Source organism: Nitrospira sp. (assembly GCA_029194665.1).
Taxonomy (GTDB): domain Bacteria; phylum Nitrospirota; class Nitrospiria; order Nitrospirales; family Nitrospiraceae; genus Nitrospira_D.
The window spans coordinates 122,090-143,251 of record JARFXO010000002.1; the positions used below are offsets into that span (position 1 = coordinate 122,090).

18 protein-coding genes are annotated in these 21,162 nt (G+C 54.7%); 7 read left to right on the forward strand and 11 right to left on the reverse strand.

Features of this window, described 5'->3' with window-relative positions; genetic code table 11:
- Nucleotides 1-570: 570 nt before the first annotated feature.
- Entirely contained in the window at nt 571-846 is a 276-nt protein-coding gene (locus P0119_06275) for a helix-turn-helix domain-containing protein (GenBank protein MDF0665667.1), read from the reverse strand.
- A gap of 187 nt (nt 847-1,033) precedes the next feature.
- On the opposite strand from P0119_06275, the gene lexA reads away from it, so the two are divergent.
- From lexA to P0119_06295, 4 genes are read left to right on the forward strand one after another with little or no spacing between them, the layout of a single operon-like run.
- Nucleotides 1,034-1,576, forward strand: coding sequence for a transcriptional repressor LexA (gene lexA / locus P0119_06280; GenBank protein ID MDF0665668.1), 543 nt, complete (start codon nt 1,034-1,036; stop codon nt 1,574-1,576).
- A gap of 19 nt (nt 1,577-1,595) precedes the next feature.
- Nucleotides 1,596-2,780 (forward strand): hypothetical protein, encoded by a 1,185-nt coding sequence (locus P0119_06285; protein MDF0665669.1) that lies wholly within the window; start codon nt 1,596-1,598, stop codon nt 2,778-2,780.
- Nucleotides 2,781-5,813 (forward strand): DNA polymerase III subunit alpha, encoded by a 3,033-nt coding sequence (locus P0119_06290; GenBank protein ID MDF0665670.1) that lies wholly within the window; start codon nt 2,781-2,783, stop codon nt 5,811-5,813. It abuts the gene before it with no gap.
- Between the two features lie 18 nt (nt 5,814-5,831).
- Nucleotides 5,832-6,725: a DUF72 domain-containing protein gene (locus P0119_06295; protein MDF0665671.1), complete on the forward strand. Its 894-nt coding sequence runs from the start codon at nt 5,832-5,834 to the stop codon at nt 6,723-6,725.
- Between the two features lie 71 nt (nt 6,726-6,796).
- On the opposite strand, the gene P0119_06300 is transcribed toward P0119_06295, so the two are convergent.
- Nucleotides 6,797-7,159 carry a hypothetical protein gene (locus tag P0119_06300; protein MDF0665672.1) on the reverse strand — a complete coding sequence of 121 codons (363 nt, stop codon included), beginning with the start codon at nt 7,157-7,159 and terminating at the stop codon, nt 6,797-6,799.
- A 495-nt stretch (nt 7,160-7,654) separates the two neighbouring features.
- Between P0119_06300 and P0119_06305 the strand changes: the two genes are divergently transcribed.
- The gene (locus P0119_06305; GenBank protein MDF0665673.1) at nt 7,655-7,894 is read left to right on the forward strand and encodes a hypothetical protein; all 240 of its coding nucleotides are present in this window, start codon (nt 7,655-7,657) and stop codon (nt 7,892-7,894) included.
- Between the two features lie 532 nt (nt 7,895-8,426).
- The gene (locus P0119_06310; protein ID MDF0665674.1) at nt 8,427-8,813 is read left to right on the forward strand and encodes a hypothetical protein; all 387 of its coding nucleotides are present in this window, start codon (nt 8,427-8,429) and stop codon (nt 8,811-8,813) included.
- A 13-nt stretch (nt 8,814-8,826) separates the two neighbouring features.
- On the opposite strand, the gene P0119_06315 is transcribed toward P0119_06310, so the two are convergent.
- Nucleotides 8,827-9,237, reverse strand: a complete 411-nt coding sequence (locus tag P0119_06315) for a hypothetical protein (GenBank protein ID MDF0665675.1) — start codon at nt 9,235-9,237, stop codon at nt 8,827-8,829.
- Nucleotides 9,238-9,275: 38 nt separating this feature from the next.
- Between P0119_06315 and P0119_06320 the strand changes: the two genes are divergently transcribed.
- A complete protein-coding gene (locus P0119_06320) occupies nt 9,276-9,410 on the forward strand; it encodes a hypothetical protein (GenBank protein ID MDF0665676.1) in 135 nt (44 codons plus the stop codon).
- Nucleotides 9,411-9,584: 174 nt separating this feature from the next.
- Here P0119_06320 and P0119_06325 read toward each other — a convergent pair whose 3' ends face one another.
- From P0119_06325 to P0119_06360, 8 genes are all read right to left on the reverse strand, one after another.
- The gene (locus tag P0119_06325; protein ID MDF0665677.1) at nt 9,585-9,890 is read right to left on the reverse strand and encodes a HigA family addiction module antitoxin; all 306 of its coding nucleotides are present in this window, start codon (nt 9,888-9,890) and stop codon (nt 9,585-9,587) included.
- A complete protein-coding gene (locus tag P0119_06330) occupies nt 9,890-10,180 on the reverse strand; it encodes a type II toxin-antitoxin system RelE/ParE family toxin (GenBank protein ID MDF0665678.1) in 291 nt (96 codons plus the stop codon). Before P0119_06330 ends, P0119_06325 begins: the two co-directional genes overlap by 1 nt.
- Nucleotides 10,181-10,429: 249 nt before the next feature.
- Complete coding sequence (locus P0119_06335) at nt 10,430-10,768, reverse strand: hypothetical protein (GenBank protein MDF0665679.1); 339 nt, start codon at nt 10,766-10,768, stop codon at nt 10,430-10,432.
- Nucleotides 10,769-11,505: 737 nt separating this feature from the next.
- Nucleotides 11,506-12,288, reverse strand: coding sequence for a hypothetical protein (locus tag P0119_06340; protein MDF0665680.1), 783 nt, complete (start codon nt 12,286-12,288; stop codon nt 11,506-11,508).
- Between the two features lie 1,010 nt (nt 12,289-13,298).
- Nucleotides 13,299-13,637, reverse strand: coding sequence for a hypothetical protein (locus tag P0119_06345; GenBank protein ID MDF0665681.1), 339 nt, complete (start codon nt 13,635-13,637; stop codon nt 13,299-13,301).
- Nucleotides 13,638-13,658: 21 nt separating this feature from the next.
- Nucleotides 13,659-14,000, reverse strand: a complete 342-nt coding sequence (locus P0119_06350) for a hypothetical protein (GenBank protein MDF0665682.1) — start codon at nt 13,998-14,000, stop codon at nt 13,659-13,661.
- Between the two features lie 942 nt (nt 14,001-14,942).
- On the reverse strand, nt 14,943-17,798 hold the full coding sequence (locus P0119_06355) for a DEAD/DEAH box helicase (GenBank protein ID MDF0665683.1): 2,856 nt from the start codon (nt 17,796-17,798) through the stop codon (nt 14,943-14,945).
- A 218-nt stretch (nt 17,799-18,016) separates the two neighbouring features.
- Nucleotides 18,017-21,160 (reverse strand): UvrD-helicase domain-containing protein, encoded by a 3,144-nt coding sequence (locus P0119_06360; protein ID MDF0665684.1) that lies wholly within the window; start codon nt 21,158-21,160, stop codon nt 18,017-18,019.
- Nucleotides 21,161-21,162: the final 2 nt, after the last annotated feature.

Consider the following 21,162-nt stretch of genomic DNA (forward strand, 5'->3'; position numbering starts at 1 on the left):
GCTCCCAGCCTTCGACGATCCGCTCGCGCTTCACATACTCAGGCACCGGCAACCGTTTGAGCCGATTCTTATCCAGATGGTCCATATCAACGGCTAAATTCAGCACGGCCATCAGGGCCGCGCACTCTCGCTCAATCGTCCCTGGAGCCACATGTCGTTTCTTATCCTCTGGACCAATCAAGACAGAGCGACGCTTATCCAGATACGCCAATCCATCTTCAAGGCGGATATCTGAGAGCTTCTTGTCGCCAAAATGCGGAATGAGATGGTGCGTGAGAACGGTGTGATTCCGCCCATCGTTCTTCGGCCGCTTGGCTTTGAGATATTGCAGGTAGAGGGGGACAAACTCGGCAAACGTCATCGTTGCAGGCTGCCCAGCAAGAGGGATTGGCGCTTTCTTTGTTTCCGGCTCCAATGAATTCGCATGAATCGCAGTCATGATTTCGAGCGCAGTCTCTCGTTCACGATCGAGCGTCAGGTTATACCCAAGGACCGGTCGATACCGTTTTCCACGATACCAATAGGTCAGAATCGATCGTGTTCCCTTGGGAGTATTGATGCGCTGAATATTCATCGCAGACCTTTATGACGAGGTAACACAAACAAAGGGTTTCGATGGTAGACCTTGCCAGGTCTGCCGTCAACGGGCTTCGGCAGTACTCCTTGCTCATCAAGGTCTTTCACCGCACCGCCCTCACATAAGCTTCTGACCCAACTTTCAAGATCCTCTTTGACAAACATGACACGATGCCCATAGCGAACCCGAGGGATATCGACACGCTGATAGAGGGTCCGTTTTGTAAGCCTCAAAAACTTCGCTGCCTCAAAAATTGTTAAGAGTGTCATGGGTTCTCCTGCTTAGATCTCGTCCATTCAACAGACGTGCTTCTCAATCCCACTATTCTTGGAGTACTCTTGGGACACCACCTCTCGCGAGTGGCACTTATGCGAGGGTTCAGAATTTATGACCATACCGAAAAAGTAGGGGGAAGCCAGTTGACAGCGCTCCATAAGCCATGTAACATTTTGTTACATGCAGCCTCATGAACTCAAACAGGTGCGGACCTCCCTCGGGTTGACCCAAGACACCCTTGCGCAAACCCTCAAAGTGACGCGGCAGACTATCAATCGGTACGAGCAGAAGATCGTGCCGATCCCCACCACCGTGGAATTGGCTCTGATGCAACTCAGCTCCTCCCAGATTCCGCTGGCTGGGGTTGTCGCGGCAGGGGCGCCCATTGAACCGATTCCTCAGATGGAACGCGTCGAGGTGCCGAAAAGTATGGTCGGTCGTGGAGAGACCTTCGCCCTTCGGGTCAAAGGCACGTCCATGCAGAATGAAGGCATCTTCCCGGGTGACATTGTCGTGGTGCAGAAACAAGCCACTGCCCGCAATGGGCAGACCGTGATCGCCTTGGTGAATGGCGAGGCGACAATCAAGACGTATTACCGCAAGGCCGGTATGGTGGAACTACATCCCGCCAATGACGCCATGCAGCCGATCATCATCAAGCCATCGGACAGCTTCCAGATCGAAGGGATTGCTGTCGGCGTCATCCGTCATCTCCGAAAGTGATGCCTCGGCTGCTGGCACCATGGAGCGCCAGATTGTCTGCTTTGGGATTCCTGCCTTCGAAGTCGCCCTCGCGCGGCTGCATGATCGCAGTCTCTCGACGCGACCACTCGCGATCGCTCCATTAAATACCTCGCGTGCGCTTCTGCGTGAAGTCTCATCCGAAGCTGAACAAGCAGGCCTTACAATCGGCATGTCCGTCGAGCAAGCCCGACGGGTTTGCCCATCCCTGCATGTTCTCGCTCCGAATCCCTCTCGCGTTCGCACCACGGAGGCGTCGTTGCTTCACATCGTGAGCCGCTATGCTCCGGTCTGGGAAACGGTTCAGGCTGGATCCTTCGTGATGGATCTGACCGGGACCGGACGCCTCTTCGGACCTACCTATGACATTGCAGCGAAGGTCCAGCATGAAGTCCTCGCCCAATATCGACTTGATGGGGTCGCCGGTGTGGGGAGCAACAAGCTGGTGGCTCAGACTGCGGCGACGTTGATTCAGCCTTCAGAACTGTATGATGTCCGACCTGGCTCTGAGCCGGTATTCATGGCGCCGCTCTTTGTACGCACCCTGCCAGGCATGCAGCGGCCATGCATGAGACAGGTCCTGACGCGGCTCGATGATCTGAACCTCGACCGGCTCGGGGACGTGGCGGAGAGTCCCGTTGACGCGTTGGAAGTGGCGTTGGGGGATTATGCCAGGCAACTCTCCCGCTGGGCGCAGGGAATCGATTTCGTACCGGTATTGCCACAGGCGAGTCAGCCCCAGCTCGAAGAGACGGTCCTCCTCGATCCAGATGAAATCGATGATCCGGTGCTGACCGGTCGGTCGCTGGATGCCCTGCAAAGGCTCTGCCGGACGCTGCGGAGTCAGCGTCGTGTCTGTGGCCGTCTATCCCTCACCATCCGCTATAGCGATGACCTCGAAGTAACCAAACACGAGCGCGTCACGCCTGAGACCTGCTGGGAATGTGATCTGTCTCACGTGGTGCGATCACTCTTTCAGAAGTGTATGCGTCGGCGAATTCGACTTCGCGCGATGACGCTCAGTATGGCTGGCTTGACCGGCTTTGCCGAGCAAGGCCTGCTGTTCGATGCTCGGCCTGTTGAGGAACAGCGTCTGCAAGAACGGGCCAAGAAGCTCGCCGTCGCGCTCGATCAGCTCCATGCCCGATTCGGTGAGCAGGTCATTTGGTATGGCAGGAGTAGTTGAGTGGCCTTTGTCCACCTGCATACGCATTCATGTTATTCGCCGATGTGGGGTATACCGACAGTGGAGGCCCTCTGTCAGGCCGCTCAATCACAGGGACAGGACTATCTCGCGCTCACTGATACCAATGGACTCTATGGAGCAATTCGCTTTCTAGAGGTCGCACGTGAGCATGGACTGAAGCCGATCTTGGGAGCCGAGCTGGTTTGCGGTCGGCACCGGGCCGTGCTGCTTGCGAAGACCTCCAATGGGTACGCCAATCTCTGCCGAATTCTGTCCGCCCGCCACTGTGATGCGTCCTTTGATTTCATCGAAACCGTAGCGCAGCATCGAGCGGGACTAATGATCCTGTCTGATGATCCAATTGCCCTGCCGGTGTGGCAGGCGGAGTCGGAAGAGGATCTCTACGTCGAGCTTACGCCTGGTCCAGCCTTATCAGACTCGGTCGCATTGAGCCATCGGCTCAGACTCCCGCCGGTGGCCACAACCCGCGCCGCGTTCCTGCATCCCACGGACTATCAGGCCCATCGGCTGCTACGCGCGATCGCCGAGAACACCACCCTCTCGCGACTCAAGGCCAATCACTGTGCACTCCCCTCTCACTGGCTCATGCCGGAACCGGTGCTCGCGCGCCATCTGCCTCATATTCCAGAGGCCATCACCAACCAGCGGCAGATTGCCGAATCGTGCTACACGGAGTGGGACTTCAAACAAACCATCTTTCCCTCTTTCCGTCAGCTCTCCTCAGACGCCGCCTTTGAAACCCTGCACCACAAAGCCTACGAAGGCGCCATCTGGCGCTATGGTGCCTTGTCTCCCGTGGTCCGCCAACGGATCGAAAAGGAACTCGCGGTGATCCGGGAGAAGGGCTATGCCGATTACTTTCTCGTGGTGGATGAGATCGTGCGGCAAGCGCCACGGACCTGTGGTCGAGGGTCAGCCGCGGCGTCAATCGTCTCCTACTGTCTCGGCATCACCCATGTGGATCCGATCAAGCACCATCTCTTCTTTGAACGGTTTCTCAATCCCGGTCGCCACGATCCGCCGGACATCGACATTGATTTCCCGTGGGATGAGCGACCGAAGATTCTCGACTGGGTGTTCACGCACTATGGACACCAACACACAGCCATGGTCGCCAATCAGAACACGCTTGCCTCTCGTGCCGCCTTGCGGGAGATCGCCAAGGTCTATGGCCTGCCTGCCGGAGAGATCGGCAAGGCGCTGAACTTTCTCCAGCGACGAGCCGACTTCGTCGAGGTGCAACCCGGCATGACGGTGCAAGACTGGGCGCGGGACGTCTGCCAGGCCTTGAACCTCAGAAACCCTTGGCCGGAGATTCTCTATTGGTCCACGAAATTGGACGGCCACTTCAGAAATCTTGGTCTCCATCCTGGCGGGGTTGTGTTGGTTCCAGATGAGATCCGACGCTATGTGCCGGTCGAGATCTCCGCCTCCAACTTACCGGTGATTCAATGGGAGAAGGATCAGACAGAAGAGGCTGGGCTGGTCAAGATCGACCTCTTAGGCAATCGCTCGCTCGCCGTCATCCGTGACGCCATCGCAGCCGCCGCGCGTAATACCGGACGTGTCATTGATTATGCAACCTGGGACCCGCTCAGTGATCCAGCCACGAACGAGTTGATTCGACGAGGAGACACCATGGGCTGTTTCTATGTCGAGTCTCCCGCGACGCGGCTCTTGCTCAAGAAGCTCTGGGTTGGGATGCCGCCGGCGCGACGTGCCATGGCCGATGTCTTTGAGTATCTCGTGGTCGTGTCGTCGATCATCCGTCCCGCTGCGAATGTGTTCGCCGATGAATTCGTGCGTCGAGCCCATGGCCAGCGCTATCAGTCGCTTCATCCGCTGCTCGATGAGGTCCTCGCTGAGACGCACGGCATCATGGTGTATCAGGAAGATGTGATGAAGGTGGCGGTCACCTTGGGTGGATTCTCGGTTGAAGACGGCGATCAGCTGCGGAAGGTGTTGAGCAAGAAGCACAAGGCACGGCAACTGCGAGACTATCAACGCCAGTTCTATCAGGGAGCCACAGCTCGTGGTGTGGAAGGTCGCGTGATCGATGCGATCTGGGTCATGATCATGAGCTTTGCGGGCTATAGCTTCTGTAAGCCGCATAGTGCGAGCTATGCGCAAGTGAGCTTCAAGTCCGCCTATCTCCGAGCGCACTATCCAGCAGAGTTCATCGCCGCAGTCGTGAGTAATCAAGGCGGGTACTATTCGGCCTTCGCCTATCTGTCTGAAGGGAGACGCATGGGACTGACCATCCTTCCGCCTGACATCAACGCCAGTACCTGGGCCTACACGGGATCTGGCAAGACGGTTCGTGTCGGGTTCATGCAGATCAAAGATCTTCAGGAAGACCTCGCCAAGCAGATCATTGGGGAACGAGAAGCGGATGGTTCGTACCGATCGCTGTCAGATTTCTTGAGTCGCGTGAAGCTGGACTATCCCCAAGCCAAATTGTTGATCAAAGCCGGATGCTTTGATTCGATTGCCGGTGAACTCACCAGACCGGCCCTCCTCTGGCGCGTGTTTGCCGCGCAGGCGACGAAACCACCGAGCTCCATCCCGATTCCCACGGAATATTCAGCCCAGAAGAATCTACAGCATGAGCTCGCCCTCTTCGGCTTTCCACTCCAATGCCATCCGCTCGATCTGTTCACGGAGGCATTGGCTGCGACTCCTCACATGTTCGCCAAGGACTTAGATCAGTATGTGGGAAAGGAAGTCACTCTAATCGGTTGGCTCCTGACGGAGAAGATCGTCTCTACCAAGAAAGGTGAGCCGATGGAGTTCATGACCTTAGAGGATCAAAACGCGATGTATGATGCCACCGTGTTTCCAACTACCTATCAGCGCTACTGTCATCTCCTAGCGACAAACCAAGCCTATGTGGTGACGGGCTCGGTCGAAGAGCATTTTGCGACCGTCACGGTCACCGTGAAAACACTACAACTCCTCACCACCGGTGGAATCCCGGCACCGAGTGAGCCTCTTGAGGAGTTAAGCGTGTAGCCAGTACACTCCCACTCCATGCCGCTCTCACCGCTCATTCGGTTCGGGACGTCCACCTGGACGTATGAAGGCTGGCAAGGCCAGGTTTACCTGAAGAAGTATGCCAAGACGACCTTTGCGCGAGAATGTTTAGGCGAATACTGCCAGTACCTCCACAACGGTGAACCTTGCTTTCGCACGGTCGGGAATGACTCCACCTTCTATCGGCCACCGACCCCGAATCAGCTTCGGCACTATTTGAATCAGATCCCGGAAGACTTCGAGATGTGCTTCAAGGTCTGGGAAGAACTTACTATCCAGCAATTTGCGCGGCAGGCCCGCTATGGCGTGAAGGCCGGACAACCGAATCCTCGATTTCTTGATGCGAAGCTATTTAATGATCTCGTGCTCACACCCTATCGCGAGGCAAAGTTTGAACCGCACGCGGGCCCCTTTCTGTTAGAGTTCCAACGTCACGGTATGTCGAGCGAGGAGTTCTGTTCGCGTCTCGATAAATTCTTCAGTCAACTGCCGAAAGACTTCATGTACGCGGTCGAAATTCGGAACGCCGGTCTCGTGGGCGTTGAGTATCGGCAGGTATTGGAGCGCCATGGGGTGGCCCACGTCTATAATCACTGGTCCTACATGCCGTCCTTGAGTGAACAACATCAGCGCATGGAGTCCTTCACCGCACCCTTTACGGTTCTGCGCCTGCTCACCCCATTAAAAATGTCATATGAAGCGGCCAAGAAGCGGGCCGAGCCCTACACCAAAATTGTCGGAGAACTTCCCGAAATGCGGAAGGACACCGTTGATCTGGTCAGGAAGGCGATGGAAGACAAGCGGCGTTCCTATGTGATCGTGAATAACCGGTCGGAAGGTAATGCGCCGTTGACGATTCAGGCATTGATGACAGTCTTGCGGGCCAGCTAGGACTTAACAGCTTTCCGTATAGGAGGTTGTGACAAAACATCGCGTCATGACAATTTTGTTCCTCCGCTGTTTTATTTTTGGGCCTCCGGCGGGAAAGCTTCATCATAAATTTGTTCGACGCCTCGTTCCAAAGTTTTGTATCTCTCCAATGAAAGGCCGGCTATTTTTTGTGTATCAAGAGCGCGCGAACTAATGGCAATCGTGATCCTGAATAGAATGCTGAGGTAATTCCATGGAATTTCAAAAATCTGTTCTTGGCTGCCAATCAAAGCTTCGCCGACTTTTTCAGCAATTTCAGGCGTTACCCCGTTGGCATACGTATCAAGGTGGTCGACATGTCTGGCTGCACCGAAAACGATCGCAGCGAGATCATGACGTTCATCGCCCGGCATTTCCACGACGACATTGTCGCCGTTCATTCCACGGAATCGCATCGATAAATCCACATGGGGCAGGCAGCAACGTGTTCGTGATCTCGATGACTGAGCCGCGATCCGATTCAAACTCGCCCTGAAGGATTTCTGCCAATCCAGCATAGCAAATTCCCCAGATTGTCCGAAAGGTGGGGCAGCATGTGGGCGCCCGCGGCGTTCTGCCGCGCCGAGGTCTACTCCGCTTCGCTCCGCCAAGCCCCTCTCAGGGTCTTGGCCTCCCGGTAACGATCCCTGGCGCAAGCAGTGAATGAGCAGCACACGGCTCATCGGTCTTTTTGTCCTGGCCCCTTCGGCCCATCCGTCAAGGCAACCCTTCGGGCGGAAATCGCGGGACCGTGCCTCGCCGCTGAAAACGCGGCTGCGGCCGCACCACTCCCGAATGATTTCCGGCCTGTGACGGATTTCCCCCCGCTTGGTTTTTAGGCACCCATCGGGGTGCATGCGTACCCCGCTTTCCAATTAACCGGGGACGAAGCAACAGAAAGGCAGCGAGACGTGACGACCGATGAGAAATTACTGAATCCCCTTAAGGCCATTGCCACCATCCCGCTATGGGGAGAACCGATTACTAACCCTGAGCACGGAGATAAGGAGGAATTGGCCGAGTTCGGCGAGTACGACCTGGATAATGATTTATATCAGCCAAGTGTAGATGCGGAATCCAGTTGGTTGACTTACGCCGTTGAAACCGCGCGTGCAGCATTTGAAGATGAAACCGAGGCAATACGGGACTAAGATGAACGCCAGATGGCGCAGGCGCCGAAGGGCGGCTGCGCCTCTCACCTCTGCATCTAGGCGTCCGCGAACTAATCTCGGCTTCGAGATTGGCGAGAGAGGCAAGGCACGTGGGCTGATCGGCGCTGTGCGGTCTGCAACGACAGAAGGCGTTGAGGGTGTCGCGGTGAAGCGCGTACAGCTCACTTGTGCTGCGCGATGCCGGTTCAAAACGTGTGATGAGTTTCACTGGTACCTCCGTTTGTTGGAGGCCCAGATCACCGGAGCCTTTCTGGACCCGGACACAGATCATCACAGGCGAAAGGCGCGGATGGGCTGAGGGTCGATCAATGAATTAAGGAGGAAATGAAAGTTGGGAAACGTTGTGAGATGAGACGCTGTTCAATAGTGTCATTCGCCCGCGATAGCTGGCAACGCATTGATTGATTATGTGTATTTAGCGCATTATTCCCGGTCCCCGGCAGCAAGGCGCCATGCACATTTAGTGACGGATGCTTATCGTGGGTAACTTGTAAAACAACAGAACGATGTGATGGGTCCAGTGAAAGAAATTAATGTCGAACTCGACCAGAACACGCTCGGCATCGTGCTGAGAACATTCACTTACATGCGCGATCATTTTGACGACCCGAATGCCTGGGATCCCGCCGCCCAGATGATCAGCCTGGATGACATTAACCAGATACTGCAAAAAATGACGCCTTATCAAAATTCAGGAGAAAGTCCTGTTGTCATTCCCATGAATTTCCACAGCTGGGTAAATTACACGGGCCTGCTCCATGCCGTGAGCAACAAGATTCCGCAAAGAGACAAAAGAGATTATGAGATTCTTGACGATCTGCTGGTGAAATGCGGCGAAATGGATAACGCCGGATTAGTGCCAACGGGACCACAGGTTTCAAAAAAGACCGGCGCATAAATAAGAAAGGGTGCTAACGCTCAGGTGTATAATCGATATCGCGCTGCTTTTGACGGGGGGTAAATGCTTCCTGAGGCGCTTTAGGAGGTGTTCCGCCCAGAACGCTCGCAGGGACCTGATGATCCTTGGCCGGGCGTGTGGCTTTCCTTGTAGGACGGTCGGAGGCCGGTTTGTCGGATAGCTTGAACCGGATATAGGTCCCAAGGGGCATGTCTCCGGCTTCTCGTTCCAGCCGAGCCCGTTCCTCGAAGGTCAGGCGCAGGGAGAATGGCGGCGGGGTTCCCTTGTCAGATTTGGCATGTGATTGGCTTGGTTTGCAGCCCCTTGGAACACCCCGGACAGCGGCGGAGCAGCCTGTGAGTCCAGTAAATCGCTCATGGCGAGTAGGCTTGGAGAGGAGGAGCAAGGGCATTAAGACAGGCATTCCATTCTGCTAGCGTTTTGAAGAGATTTTCGGTATCTATGGGCGTCGGCGGGTTCGAACTTTCTCCTGCCGGGCGCACCAACATTGAAAAAGAAGACGATGCGGTTTTGGGACCAAAAACAAATCTCGAGGATCGTTGGTGCAAATACACCTATGCCGAGCTGATGGCGTGAGATAAAACCAACCTCGATATATTCTGGGTGAAGGATAAGAGCCTTACGGACATGGATAACCTGCCGGAACCGGATGGGCTGGTTCAAGAGATCATCGAAAACCTCGAAGCGGGACTCAACAGTTTTCGAGAAACCGCCGCCGCACTAGTGTCCTAGCTTCATCCTGCCTGATTCTCACGCCGATACATACGGCAAAATCTTGATCTTCTTCGCCTGTTTGCGCATCTCCGTGCCGTCATACCAGGCCTGCATCTGAAGCAACATCTCCATATTCAGATGAAACGCTTTTTCCAATCGCAACGCCATTTCAGGGCAGAGCGCCGCTTTTTCATGCACAAGATCCGAGAACGTCGCACGGCGCACGCCCAAAATTTCAGCGGCCTTGGTGACGCTTAACCCTAGCTCGTCGAGGATTTCCGTCTTGATGAAGCCTCCCGGATGGGAAGGTGTCATGCCTATTTTCATGCCTTTTCGTGCCATTAGTGATAGTCCTCCAAATCCAAGAAATCCAAATACCCATTCTCCTCTTCAAATGTGATCCGCCAGTTGCCCGAGGTCGAGATGCTCCAGGTGCCTTTGCGGTCGCCTGAGAGCTGGTGCACACGCCAGCCCGGTGGCGCTCCTTCCCGGAGCATCTTCATATCCTCAGCCACAATTAGGGCCGTCAGGATATTGCGAACCCGGTTCACCAGGTCGGGCCGCAGTCCCCTGGTTTGATCGTCCTCTATGAGGCGTCTGAGGCCCCGGTGGCGCACGGATCGGATAATCATCTTCTTTCAGTGTACGGAATAACCGTTCATATGCCAAGCTTATTCTAGGCGTCTTTGCCTCATTTCCTGGTCTGTTCCTTGATGCGAAACTGGTTTTTGCCGTTATATAACTGCCCAGAGGTCGTCATCAAGCACACGCTTTTGGTGCGCATGGTCATTGCCGATGATCGTGGTGATCTGTTGTATTGAAGGATTAGTCGTCAATCACACACCCCATTACACGCAATTACAATTTGTACTTTCGCCCTCTTAGAGGGACTGTGTGAGAATATCAGCGATATGAATGATCGCGTCGCCGTCTTGTTCAAATTCTTCATTCATAAATCCGTCGGCGAAATTTATGACTCTGCGGAGGACTTTATAATTTTCATCGTTGATCTCGAGAACGACATGGCCATCATTATATGCGGCACCGGAGAAGGCGGCGCTTAATGTCGTCAGCTGGCTCTTTTCGACGCTTTCGAGCGTCCAGAAATCGAGATCGTCAAAATCCTGGGCAATACGGCCGGTCACTTTTTGGATGATCTGGAACTCAGCCTCGCTCATTGCGAGCTGCCATATATGATCGCTTGATTTTGTCAGTTTCATGGGTTGCATTGCTCCACCATTTTTGCACAACATACATATTCGTGGCTAATAGTCAGACGGTTGATTTCTCGTCTTTGACGGCTCGCCTCTGGGTCTCTTAGCATCCCTTCGCGCCACCTCCGAGCCAGCGAAATTGGCCCAAGCCATTTCTTGGCCGGACATCCTGTTCGGTGAGAAGTTCTCGCGGGCAACCCTTTCCTTTAATGACGCACTAGCCCGTCTCCTTTGATTGTGATTTCCGAGGGGATTGTATTTGCCGTGCGGCCTGCATCGCCGCATGCCAGCAGAGCTGTCATTTGCGCTGCTGGTAGGGCCGCTGGCGGTTCCGTTGCCGCTGTGTTCTCCCGGTCGTTGAAATTGGCTTCCGCGTCCGGGTGAGAAGCCAATGTTCAACAACCCAGAAAGGAAAACACATCATGGCAACTACACAAAAACCCCTCCATCACATCCGTATCGGTAACGTCCGGCTTCCATCTGGAAGCAGACTAGCGAGAAAGGGTCGTTCCTTACGGTCACCTTCTCAAGGTCCTACAAGGACAAGTCCGATCAATGGAAGAACGGACATTCCTATCTTAGCCATGACCTGGAGGCGCTGATCGAATGCGCCCAGTTGGCCAGGAACTGGAGACGTCTGCAACGCTAATCAACCAGAGGGGGGCCTCACGGCCACCCTCTCACTCTAAAGGAATTTGACGTGAAACTCGTGCATGTTTTGCGAAGCAGCAGAAAAGTTTGAGCTAGTTTTTCAATGGGATTGTCTTGAGATTTCTTGAAAACTTTTCCAGAGTTGCGACCTGCACGTTGATGAGCAGAACAGACAGCCGATTCACGATCTCTTGCGTTTCTTCCTCCAAGAAAACACCGCTATGACGTGAGTGGTAATCGTCAGCATACTTCTTCGCATACGTGAACACGGCATTCTCAGCGTCGTGAAATTCCTGAATCTGTTCGTGATGAAACAGGTACTCCAAAGTTTTCTCTGTTGCGTCCGTCCACACTCCCAGTTCCCAGTCTGGTGTAGGGCCACTCGGATTGGCAATCATGTTCTGAGACAGTCGTAAACCTTCGGCACGGAGTATCGCTAATCGGGCTCTTGCCGAAGAAGCTCGCTGTTTCTCCTTCAAAGTGCCCAAACTGTACCGCGCCGTCCGATATTGGGCTTCAAGCGATGCCAGAGCGGTAGATTTGGCGTTCAACCCCTTTTCCTGTTCCTCTACCAGTTTCGAAAGCTTATCGACTTGGTCGGCTAAAGTAGCTTTTTCCGTGTCAGAGGCGTGAAGCCTCTTCTCATAGTCACGGATCAGGAGGTATTGCTCCTGCCAGGCAACAAAACAGGCCGAAACGACGCAGAGAATAAGGATCAACATGTAACTCAGGCGAGAAGCTTTGCGACGGAGCACCATCGTTTCAAACCACAGGAGCAGGCCTGCTAGGACACCGCCGCTGGCCAACAACCCCCAGGCATTCCAGAACGAACTGAAAAATAGTCCCACCGATGACCATTCGTGACCGATCGCCATATGTCACCACCTTCCATGAGAGGGTCCGGTCCAATTTACCGATCCTTCTATACCATGAGTATGTCCGCAACGGGTGGCTTCATCCCGTCCGTGAAATCACCAGGCGAGCGGTGCGGTCAATATTGAGAGGCGGAAGGTTAGGCTCAGGCTATGGGCCTCTGTCCCAGCTTACGGGCCATGTCCCTGATATGTTCTTCCTTCCGGCGAACCGCAAGATGTGTGTTGTACTACAACACACATCTTGGCAAGGGGCGTGTGCTGCCCCTCTAGACCACCCCATGACCAACCCTGCGGATGGGATACGCCCAACCTCATCGTGCTTAGATTGCGACCGGGCTTTCACGCTGCCCCCCGGCCTCTACAAGCTGGGGTTTTTCCGTACATTCATGGTGAGCCCGTACGCGCCGGATAGCTCTGTTGTTCTATGTTTACGTAATAACCTAGAAGTCGTAATGCGTCAAAACCTAGAGAAACACCAGACCTATGGCCACACCAACCCACAAAACTCGCCGCCTCGCGGCGTGCTTATATTTCGGTCAGAGGGTAATGCACCGTGGACGATCCAGGCCATGATGACAGCCTTGCAGGGTGGAATTGCTTTATAAGACCGGGGAGAATTTCCCCACTTCGACAACCCATTGTCCGTTTAACTTATGCACTTCGCAGGGAATGACGCCGAGCAAATCGTCATCTGGAGATTCTTTCGAAACCCCAGCGTAAGGAGAAACCATAGGCAATTGTTTTCATTGCCTGAAAATTATTCACTGAGCGCGCCTGGAATTTGTTCTCTTAGCCCGCACACGGAAGTGCTGATGAACAACACAGGATCGGAAAATTGCGGAAAGTTCACCGCAACTGTCTCGTTCTCAACTCCACTTACTACGCCCTTGATACTGACCATGTTTCACTCGGCTTATTGGGATTGGAGATGCGGATCACTATTCGTGACTACCAGTCTCGCCGGGTAATTTCAATTCTTGTTTAGGTTTGTGATGGTAGTCTTAGCCCTCTTAGCTGGGCTGTGTCAGAATATCCGCGATTTGAATGATTGCATCTCTTTCTTGTTCGAATTCTTCGTTCATAAATCCGTCGGCGAAATCCATGACATCGCGCAGAACTTTGTAATTCGCATCACTAATATCGAGAACAATATGGCCGTCGTTACGTACGGCACTGGAGAAGGCGGCGCTCAATGTCGTCAACTGGATTTTTTCGATGCTCTCGAGCGTCCAGAAATCGAGCCTGTCAAAATCCAGGGCAATACGGTCGGTCACCTTTTGGATGATCTGGAACTCGGCCTCGCTCATTTCGAGCTGCCGTGTATGATCGCTGGGTTTTGTCAGTTTCATCGGTTGCATTGTCCCGTTTATCTAGTCTCGCGCAGGCAGCAATACGTTCGTGATCTCGATGATTGAGCCGTGATCCGATTCAAATTCTTCGTTGAGAAACCCATCAGCAAAATCCATCACATCGAAGAGCACTTCAAAATTCACGGTATCGATCTCCAGCGTGACGCCGTTCGGCACGGGAGCTACAGCGGAAAGCAACGAGGAAAGACCGTCGACCTTCGCCTTGCTGGTGTTCTTTACTGTCCAGAAGTCGAGGTCGCTGAATTCCTGGCTTATATACGATGCGACATTCCGGATGATGCGAAGCTCGTCTTCGGTCATCGACAATTGCTTGTAGCCCTGCCGGACGATTGATACTTGCAACGGTCTCCTCTATTTCGCTGACACGATCAGGCGATTGCAGTGCTCTCCTGTTCGTTGAAGAACACGTCACAGCCGTGGCCGTGTAGGAATCCTCAGCCAGACCAGCATAGCAAATTCATCACATCGTCCGAAAGGTCCGCAGCATGCGAGCGCCCCGGCGTTCCGCCTGGCCGGGCTCGAACGCGCCAGCGTGGATGGCGATATCAAGCCGTTTGCAAAGTTTCTTGCCGGGCTGGTGAGAGCGGGCAGGCTCTGAGCCTCCTTCATCGGCGAGCGAATTTCGTTGCAGTCCAGCCAAAAACAAACATCAAGAATTGCGCGATGGTGGGTCTAATCAGCCCGGATTCCTCAGTAGATAATGCAGGCCCAAAACCATTTCCTGAAACACCTTGATTGCCAAGGCCTTAAGCTGCCAAGTTTGAACTGCGCCGCAGTTGAACTCGGTGAAAATCGGTCTCGGTGGTGATGCAAGAATTCATTCGGATTGCTCGAAGTATTTGAACGTACCTTGGATTTCAACTGCGGAATCCGGGATCAGTCCGGCAGGTGAGGACCCCATGGCCGGACTGGGGTAGGGTGTTCACTCTTGCACGACGACTAAGGCAATCTTTCTGTACACTCCATCATTGATGATGAATGCCAAGAGCAGTTAGATGCGATTTGGCAGCCAGGAGAAACGCTTCTCGATGCGATTGGTCTTCGGTACGAAACTCATATGTTTGAATATGCCCGGCAAGCTGTTCAAGATCGTCGAAGACATTGACAACACACGCATAACGCCACGCTGCAAACCCTCCGCCACAAGGTCTTGGTCATGCCTGAATAGTTGCCGCGCGCCGAAAATCTCCCAGCTTGGCCTTGCCCCCAAGTGCCCCCGAGAAGCGGCCTGGCGATAGGCATTGCAGAAGATTGAGAGACTGAAGCTATGAGCCATCACGGATCCTACTGGGAACAGATTAAAGAGAGGAGATTAAGATTGAAGAATGACAGAGGGATCGGGTAAAAACGGGTCGGCGCTTCGCTCGCATCGGAGTGGGTCCCTAAACTGCCCAAGAGGAGGAAAGTGCACATGACGAATATAGCTTCAGTTAGTATCGTTCTTGCTGCCGCTTGGCTCGTTGGTTTCAGTGATGGGAACGACCTAGTGGGCAGTTGGAGGGCCACTTCCATAGACATGTCGTTTGCGGAAGGGCGAATTCCACCGGAGAGAATGAATACCATAAGACAAGATGTTTTGAAGAATGCCGCTGGAAAGGTTTGCAACGACCAGGCATTCTGGTTGAACAGTGCGACTTGCCATTCGATGAGCAATGGCTGGCCTTTACGGTTCGGGATAAGCCCCATAAGAATGAAGGCCTGCTCCCCATCTGCAAGTTGTGGACAGTGAATCACAGGAACGCGATGTCGTCCGAACGCCGTCAGGACCCGGTCTGACAGCCAGCCCATAATAGGATGTTGCGGCCAGAGATAGTGCAACGTGGGCCAGCTGTCCTCTTCTTGTTTGGCCTGGCGGGCCGTTTCAATTGCTTGCGCCACCTGGTCTTTGCGCGCGCATAACGCATACCGATGATCGCTGTCGCGTACTTCTAATGGGAGGGTGACACGCAATCGTTCCTGCAAGTCCAGTGGAGCAGTCAGCGTAATGGTTTGGCTCTGATCATCAGCGCCAAACTGCGCAATGGGATCGTGATTTGATAGCTGCTGTAGTGCAGTCTTGGCAAAGGCGTAGTCGCCACTCAGTTGGGCATTGCCAAACAATGACAGACCATCGCGGATAGAGTCGGTACTGGACGAGCGCAGGTTTGCCGCACCTCCTGATGATTCGGCCTGACTGAACAACTTCAGTAGCCAGTCGCCATCGTCTTCTCCCATGCTCTGTGAAGCTGCCTGGTTCCCATCAATCTTTGCCTCAAATTGCTCGGGGCTTGTCCCGGCCGCCATGACTTCGGCGACCTTGGCCGCTTCTTTTTCAGGATCAAACACGTGCAGAAAAGAGGCTGGGTCCCCTAGATTCTTGTTTGCTTGCTCATCCTTCTTCTGCAGGATTTCCAGTATGCGGAGATCGCCTTTGATGCGCTCAACATCCGTCTCCGTAAACACATAGACGATGCGTGGCTGTTGTTTTTGGCCGTAGCGATCCACGCGGCCATTCCGCTGCTGAAAGACCATCAGCGACCAGGGCAGATCAAAGTGGACCAGCCTATGGCAAAAGTAATGCAGATTCAGTCCCTCTGAAGCCACATCCGAGCAGAGCAACACACGGATCGGGTCAGCATGCCGACCGAAACGCTCGACCAACTCCTGCTGCTCAGTATCCGACATCTCTCCCCATAAGAGGTCTACCTGATTCGCCTTCAAGCCAACTGCTTTGGGAAGTTCTTCCTGGAGCCACCGGATCGTTTGAATCCGCTCGGAGAATATAACCAAGCGATCATTTGGGTCAGTCGGCTTCCAGTTAAACTGCGGACTCTTCAGATGCTGGACCAAACGCTGGAATTTGCAAAAGCTGGCTGCGTCTATCTTGCGCAAAGTCGCTGCAAACTCTTGGAGGGCGGCAATTTCGACCTGCTCGTCGGCGCTAACAGAAGGCTTGCTTTGTAGCGATCTCATTCGATTTTCCGTGGATTCCAAAGCAGCAACAGGACTAGAGAAAATGGCCTTTTGCATCCCCACGCGTTGTAGTTCCTGCTGTCTTCCCGCTTTGCGTTGGCCTCCCTGCGTGAATGGAATCCGCAGCAGGGCTTCGTAGGCAGCCTCTTCCTGGGGACTGGCCGTTTGCCTGAGCTGCTCAGTGACGCGCTCTTGGAAGTCCTCCTTGACCTGATCCCGTATGTCTTTTTTGAATCGCCTGATGACGAGGCCTTTGTCGCGAAAATCGGCAGGGGTATAGTCGTCTGGATCACTGATGGCAGTCGGGTCCAGCAGGGTCATGAGAGACGCGAAGCTGCGTGCTGAGCCGTCATGCGGCGTGGCCGACAACAGAATCATGGTGTCCGAGCGCCCTGCGAGCAACCGTGCCAGACGCGCCCGTCTGGCTAAGCCCTCCTCGCTTGCCCGGGCTGCCACGTTCTGGCATTCGTCGATGATGATGATGTCCCACCAGGCATTTTCCAGATAGTTGCGGTACTCGAGATTGTTCTTGAGTGTATCGATGGAGATAATGGTGCGGTCGTAATAGTTGAACGGGTTGTGGTTACTCGGAATGTTGTTGCGAACCCGTTGCAAGCCTACCGAATCCAGCCGTACCAACGGAATTGAAAAGCGACACCAGAACTCCTTTTGGAACTGGGTCAACATGCTCTTCAGTGCGACCACCAGAATGCGCTGGCCCCGCCCACGCTGAATCAACTCCGTGGTCAGAATGCCGGCTTCGAGCGTCTTCCCTAAGCCCGTTGCATCGGCAATCAAGATGCGCTGCCGTGGCTGTCTGAGCGCTTGCAGAGCTGGATCAAGCTGGTACGGTACCAAATCCATGACCCCTCGGTGCCCCAGATGGATCATCTGATCGTTGGGGGTACTGCGCCGCAGTTGGGCCTCAAGGTACAAGAATGTGCTATTGAAATGGGAACTCGTATCAGGGACGAGTTCTGTCTTGGCGGGATCGAGAACGGTAATCTCCCCTTCAAGCTCCGTCAGAAAAAGCGCTGTTCTGCCTCTCACCAGGTGGGATACTCCGTCGCAGGTGAGTAAATAACCGCCGTCTGTCGACGGATCGACTCGCCGGACAAGCCATTCTTCGTCTCGGATAACGACCCGAGAGCCGGGGGCGTAAGAAAGAATGGAAGAATTCATGTTCATGGATAAAGGGCTTTCCATGATCCATCGGTTACGATCCAAAGGAGATAAGAACCGTTGGGAAGAATAGCTGCATTCATCTCAAAAATCAGCCCACTCCTTTGAGAAGGAATCTGACTGAGACACACAATACATTGCATCTATTTGTCTCGGATGCCGCGTCAACTACCACCTAGAATATTCCCCTCACGACAATTCTTCCTTGCTCCGGCATCTTCATATCACTCACCTATCGCTATCCGAACTGCTCCAGCCGCGACTGGCAGCACAAGCCAGCTTTCTCTAACCGAGCGGCCGGTGACCCGAACCAGCGCCTCGGTATAGCAGGATAATTGTCCACTGTGTTCGGAAGCCACATCGTTCCACTTGTCTCTGGATGCTGGATTGGCCTTATGGTCAAGGACTACCCACCCCTCCGGCACTTCAAGCAGGAGATCGATCCGCCCCTGCAAGATTTGGCCGTTGAAAAGAACAGACTCGATCGTGATCTCCGCATGACGGCGACAATCAGGCCACCGAGCAGCAACCCAGGTTTCTATCGCCTTGATCTGACGGCCGAGTTCGGTCGGATCGATCGCACTGGCCAAGCCAAAACCGTCGAGGATACGTGTGACCCGAGTCTCATCGAGCGTTGTTTGGGGATCGGTGAATGCTGTCGCCATGCAGGCATGCACGGCGTTGCCCAATGCTGTCATGTCGATCTCCGCCTTCAGCTTGATTCGCTCTCCCAGTGATAGGGTTTCCATAACCTTGCAGGGTTGGCTCACGGAAGCCGACGCGAGGAAGACTGCCGGCAAGCGTTCCGTGCGCGAATCGGGAACGGGAAACCACCGAAGGGCTGTATCGGGTTCCATCGTGGCTGCCATTGCGCTGGGAGCCTGAAGACTCCGGAATTGAAATGGAATCTTGGAGTCATCCGGCAGCACGATCGAATCAGTCGCAGCGTCTGGCGCCAGCCATGGGGCATTCAGGGAACCCAGCCATTCACACGAGCCTCTTTTCGCGGGCAATCCAAAGACGAGACAGTCACGCGCTCGCGTCATGCTCACGTAGAGGAGACGCTTGGCCTCATCAATCGCTTCTGCACGCAAGCGCACCCCCTCGGGTGATTGGGCAATCCTATCGGCAATGTCGACTTTCTGCTGGGCACCAAAGGGCCAAGGCCAATAGCGGATCCACCGGTCCTTGAGCGGGGCGGCAACGTCGAGATCTACATCGGACCTGGCGCTGACGGACCAGAGCCGGTCCTGGATGTCCTTCTCTAAATCGAGGAGAATGACGATCGGCCATTCCAGCCCTTTGGCCGCGTGATGCGTCATGACTTTCACTGCATCAACAGGCGGCTCGGCAAGGATGTCGAGCTTCCCTCGCGCTTGTTCACCGAACCAGAGGATCAGGCCGGACAAGGCCGCCGGTTCACGTCGCGCCAGACAGGTCTCTTCATAGGATCGCGCCAGATTGCGCAACGCATCCAGGTTGGCCAGACGCACTCTCGCCACGAGTTCGTCCCGCCGCCAGCGGAGGACCCTGCCTGCGAGATCGCATTGCGTGATGATCAGTTCCATCGCTGCATACGGAGACAGCAAGGATGCCTGCGCACGCAACTCTGCAATTCTCGTCAGCAGCGGATGACCGCCCTTGCCCTCATCCCGCCAACGTGCCTTGTCCCCATCCTTTTCCAGATACTGCAACCGATCGGACAACCAGGCCTCCGGTTCCTCACAGTCTGCCAGCGATAGGATCTCGGCGCTTGCAAGGGTATCCCTCGGATCGTTCAGCCGTCTGAGACAGGCAAGCGCCAACACCGCCTCTGGGGTGGAGAGTAGTCCGGATTGTTGCGTCGCCCATGGCACGGAGGCGGCGCGAAGGGCTTCCGCCACCGTCTGCACTCGATCATTGGTCTTGCAGAGTACGGCAAAATCACCAAAATGAGCCGCGCGGGGACTGCCCGTTTTGGGATCGACGATGCAATATCCCGAGCCAACCAATGCCTTTATGCCTTCGGCGAGGGCTGCAGCTCTTTCCTCTGCGTTCTTGCCGTTCAGAGTCCAGCCGGCGAAGGGTGGGTCTTGGACTTTCTCATCCCGCACCGGTGTCAGTTCCACCTCATTGCGCGAGAATCCAGGGGAGAAGACCTCACCGAACGCGGCGTTGACCAATCGGACTAAAGAAGGCCGAGAGCGGCGGGATTGCCCGAGAATCTCTTTGGTGCCTCCGAGACTGGACAGTCTTCCAATGACGGCTTTCATGAGTTCGCCGTCACTGCCCCGGAATCCGTAGATCGCCTGTTTCACGTCTCCGACCCAGACCGTTTCTCTGGCAATGCGTGAGAGCCGCACGAAGATTTCGAGTTGAATAGGGCTCGTGTCTTGAAACTCGTCGACCAAAAGGAGTTCCAGCTCTTCCGACAAGACCTCACGGACGGAAGGGTTTTCCAACAAGCCAAGAAACAGATGCTCCTGGTCCACGAAGTCGAGGACACCCAGTTCCCGTTTTCTCTGCGCGTAGGCCTCCAGCGTCTTTGCACCCAACCTAAAGATGGCGGACAAATACTCCACGATATCTTCTCGAAGTTTCGGATGGGCGGCAAATCGGCCGGCGATGTCCGTCACCGGTTGGGCCTGTGTCTTGAGTCCCGACTCTGGTGCGGCCTTGGAGAGTTTGACCCAGTCGGCCCAGGTGGTGTTGCCGTTTTTCACGGCGCGCATCGTCTCGCGCGCCAGCGTCATATACTCGGCTGTATTCTTTTTTCCGGTTGCGCGTTGATCGAGTTCGGGAAGCACGCGCTCAATGGTTCGGACAAGCGCCGCATCAAGGTCTTCCACGCTCGGAGCGGGAAGGTGCGTGAGGAGATCCTTGGCATTGCGGGCGCCGAAGGTTGCACAACGGTCTGGTGCGATATCGTTTGCTCGGGCCTGGTCAATGAGCAACTTGAGTTTCTCATCCCAATCGTCGATGCCCAATCTCCGAGCGGGCGAGTTGATCCTCTGTAACGTCTCGGTGTCGGACACCGCATCAAGCGCTTCCCGCACGAGCGCGCCAGCCTGTGCCTCCTCAAGCACCCGTTGCACCGGAGCTAATCCTGCCTCGAAGGCAAATCGCTCCAGCAGTCCCCCACTCACACTATTGACCGTGCCGATGCGTGCCTGACCCATGGAATTGGCCAGGGTTACTTCACCATTCTCAAGAAGCGCGATCCGGACCCTCTCGCGCAGCTCCGTTGCCGCCTTCCGTGTAAAGGTCGTCGCAATGACGCCGCTGGGCGAGACTTGCTCGGAGCTGAGCTTTTCGTGAAGGATCTGCGTGAGCCGGTAGGTCTTCCCGCTTCCTGCGCCTGCACTGACAAATGTGATCCTGCCAGCCATCG

Bases quoted from the DNA above. Each gene is read 5' to 3' on its own strand.
- P0119_06275 (MDF0665667.1), bottom strand. From the start codon at position 846: ATGACACTCTTAACAATTTTTGAGGCAGCGAAGTTTTTGAGGCTTACA.
- lexA (MDF0665668.1), top strand. From the start codon at position 1,034: ATGCAGCCTCATGAACTCAAACAGGTGCGGACCTCCCTCGGGTTGACC.
- P0119_06285 (MDF0665669.1), top strand. From the start codon at position 1,596: ATGGAGCGCCAGATTGTCTGCTTTGGGATTCCTGCCTTCGAAGTCGCC.
- P0119_06295 (MDF0665671.1), top strand. From the start codon at position 5,832: ATGCCGCTCTCACCGCTCATTCGGTTCGGGACGTCCACCTGGACGTAT.
- P0119_06300 (MDF0665672.1), bottom strand. From the start codon at position 7,159: ATGCGATTCCGTGGAATGAACGGCGACAATGTCGTCGTGGAAATGCCG.
- P0119_06310 (MDF0665674.1), top strand. From the start codon at position 8,427: ATGGGTCCAGTGAAAGAAATTAATGTCGAACTCGACCAGAACACGCTC.
- P0119_06315 (MDF0665675.1), bottom strand. From the start codon at position 9,237: ATGCCTGTCTTAATGCCCTTGCTCCTCCTCTCCAAGCCTACTCGCCAT.
- P0119_06320 (MDF0665676.1), top strand. From the start codon at position 9,276: ATGGGCGTCGGCGGGTTCGAACTTTCTCCTGCCGGGCGCACCAACATT.
- P0119_06325 (MDF0665677.1), bottom strand. From the start codon at position 9,890: ATGGCACGAAAAGGCATGAAAATAGGCATGACACCTTCCCATCCGGGA.
- P0119_06330 (MDF0665678.1), bottom strand. From the start codon at position 10,180: ATGATTATCCGATCCGTGCGCCACCGGGGCCTCAGACGCCTCATAGAG.
- P0119_06335 (MDF0665679.1), bottom strand. From the start codon at position 10,768: ATGAAACTGACAAAATCAAGCGATCATATATGGCAGCTCGCAATGAGC.
- P0119_06340 (MDF0665680.1), bottom strand. From the start codon at position 12,288: ATGGCGATCGGTCACGAATGGTCATCGGTGGGACTATTTTTCAGTTCG.
- P0119_06345 (MDF0665681.1), bottom strand. From the start codon at position 13,637: ATGAAACTGACAAAACCCAGCGATCATACACGGCAGCTCGAAATGAGC.
- P0119_06355 (MDF0665683.1), bottom strand. From the start codon at position 17,798: ATGAACATGAATTCTTCCATTCTTTCTTACGCCCCCGGCTCTCGGGTC.
- P0119_06360 (MDF0665684.1), bottom strand. From the start codon at position 21,160: ATGGCTGGCAGGATCACATTTGTCAGTGCAGGCGCAGGAAGCGGGAAG.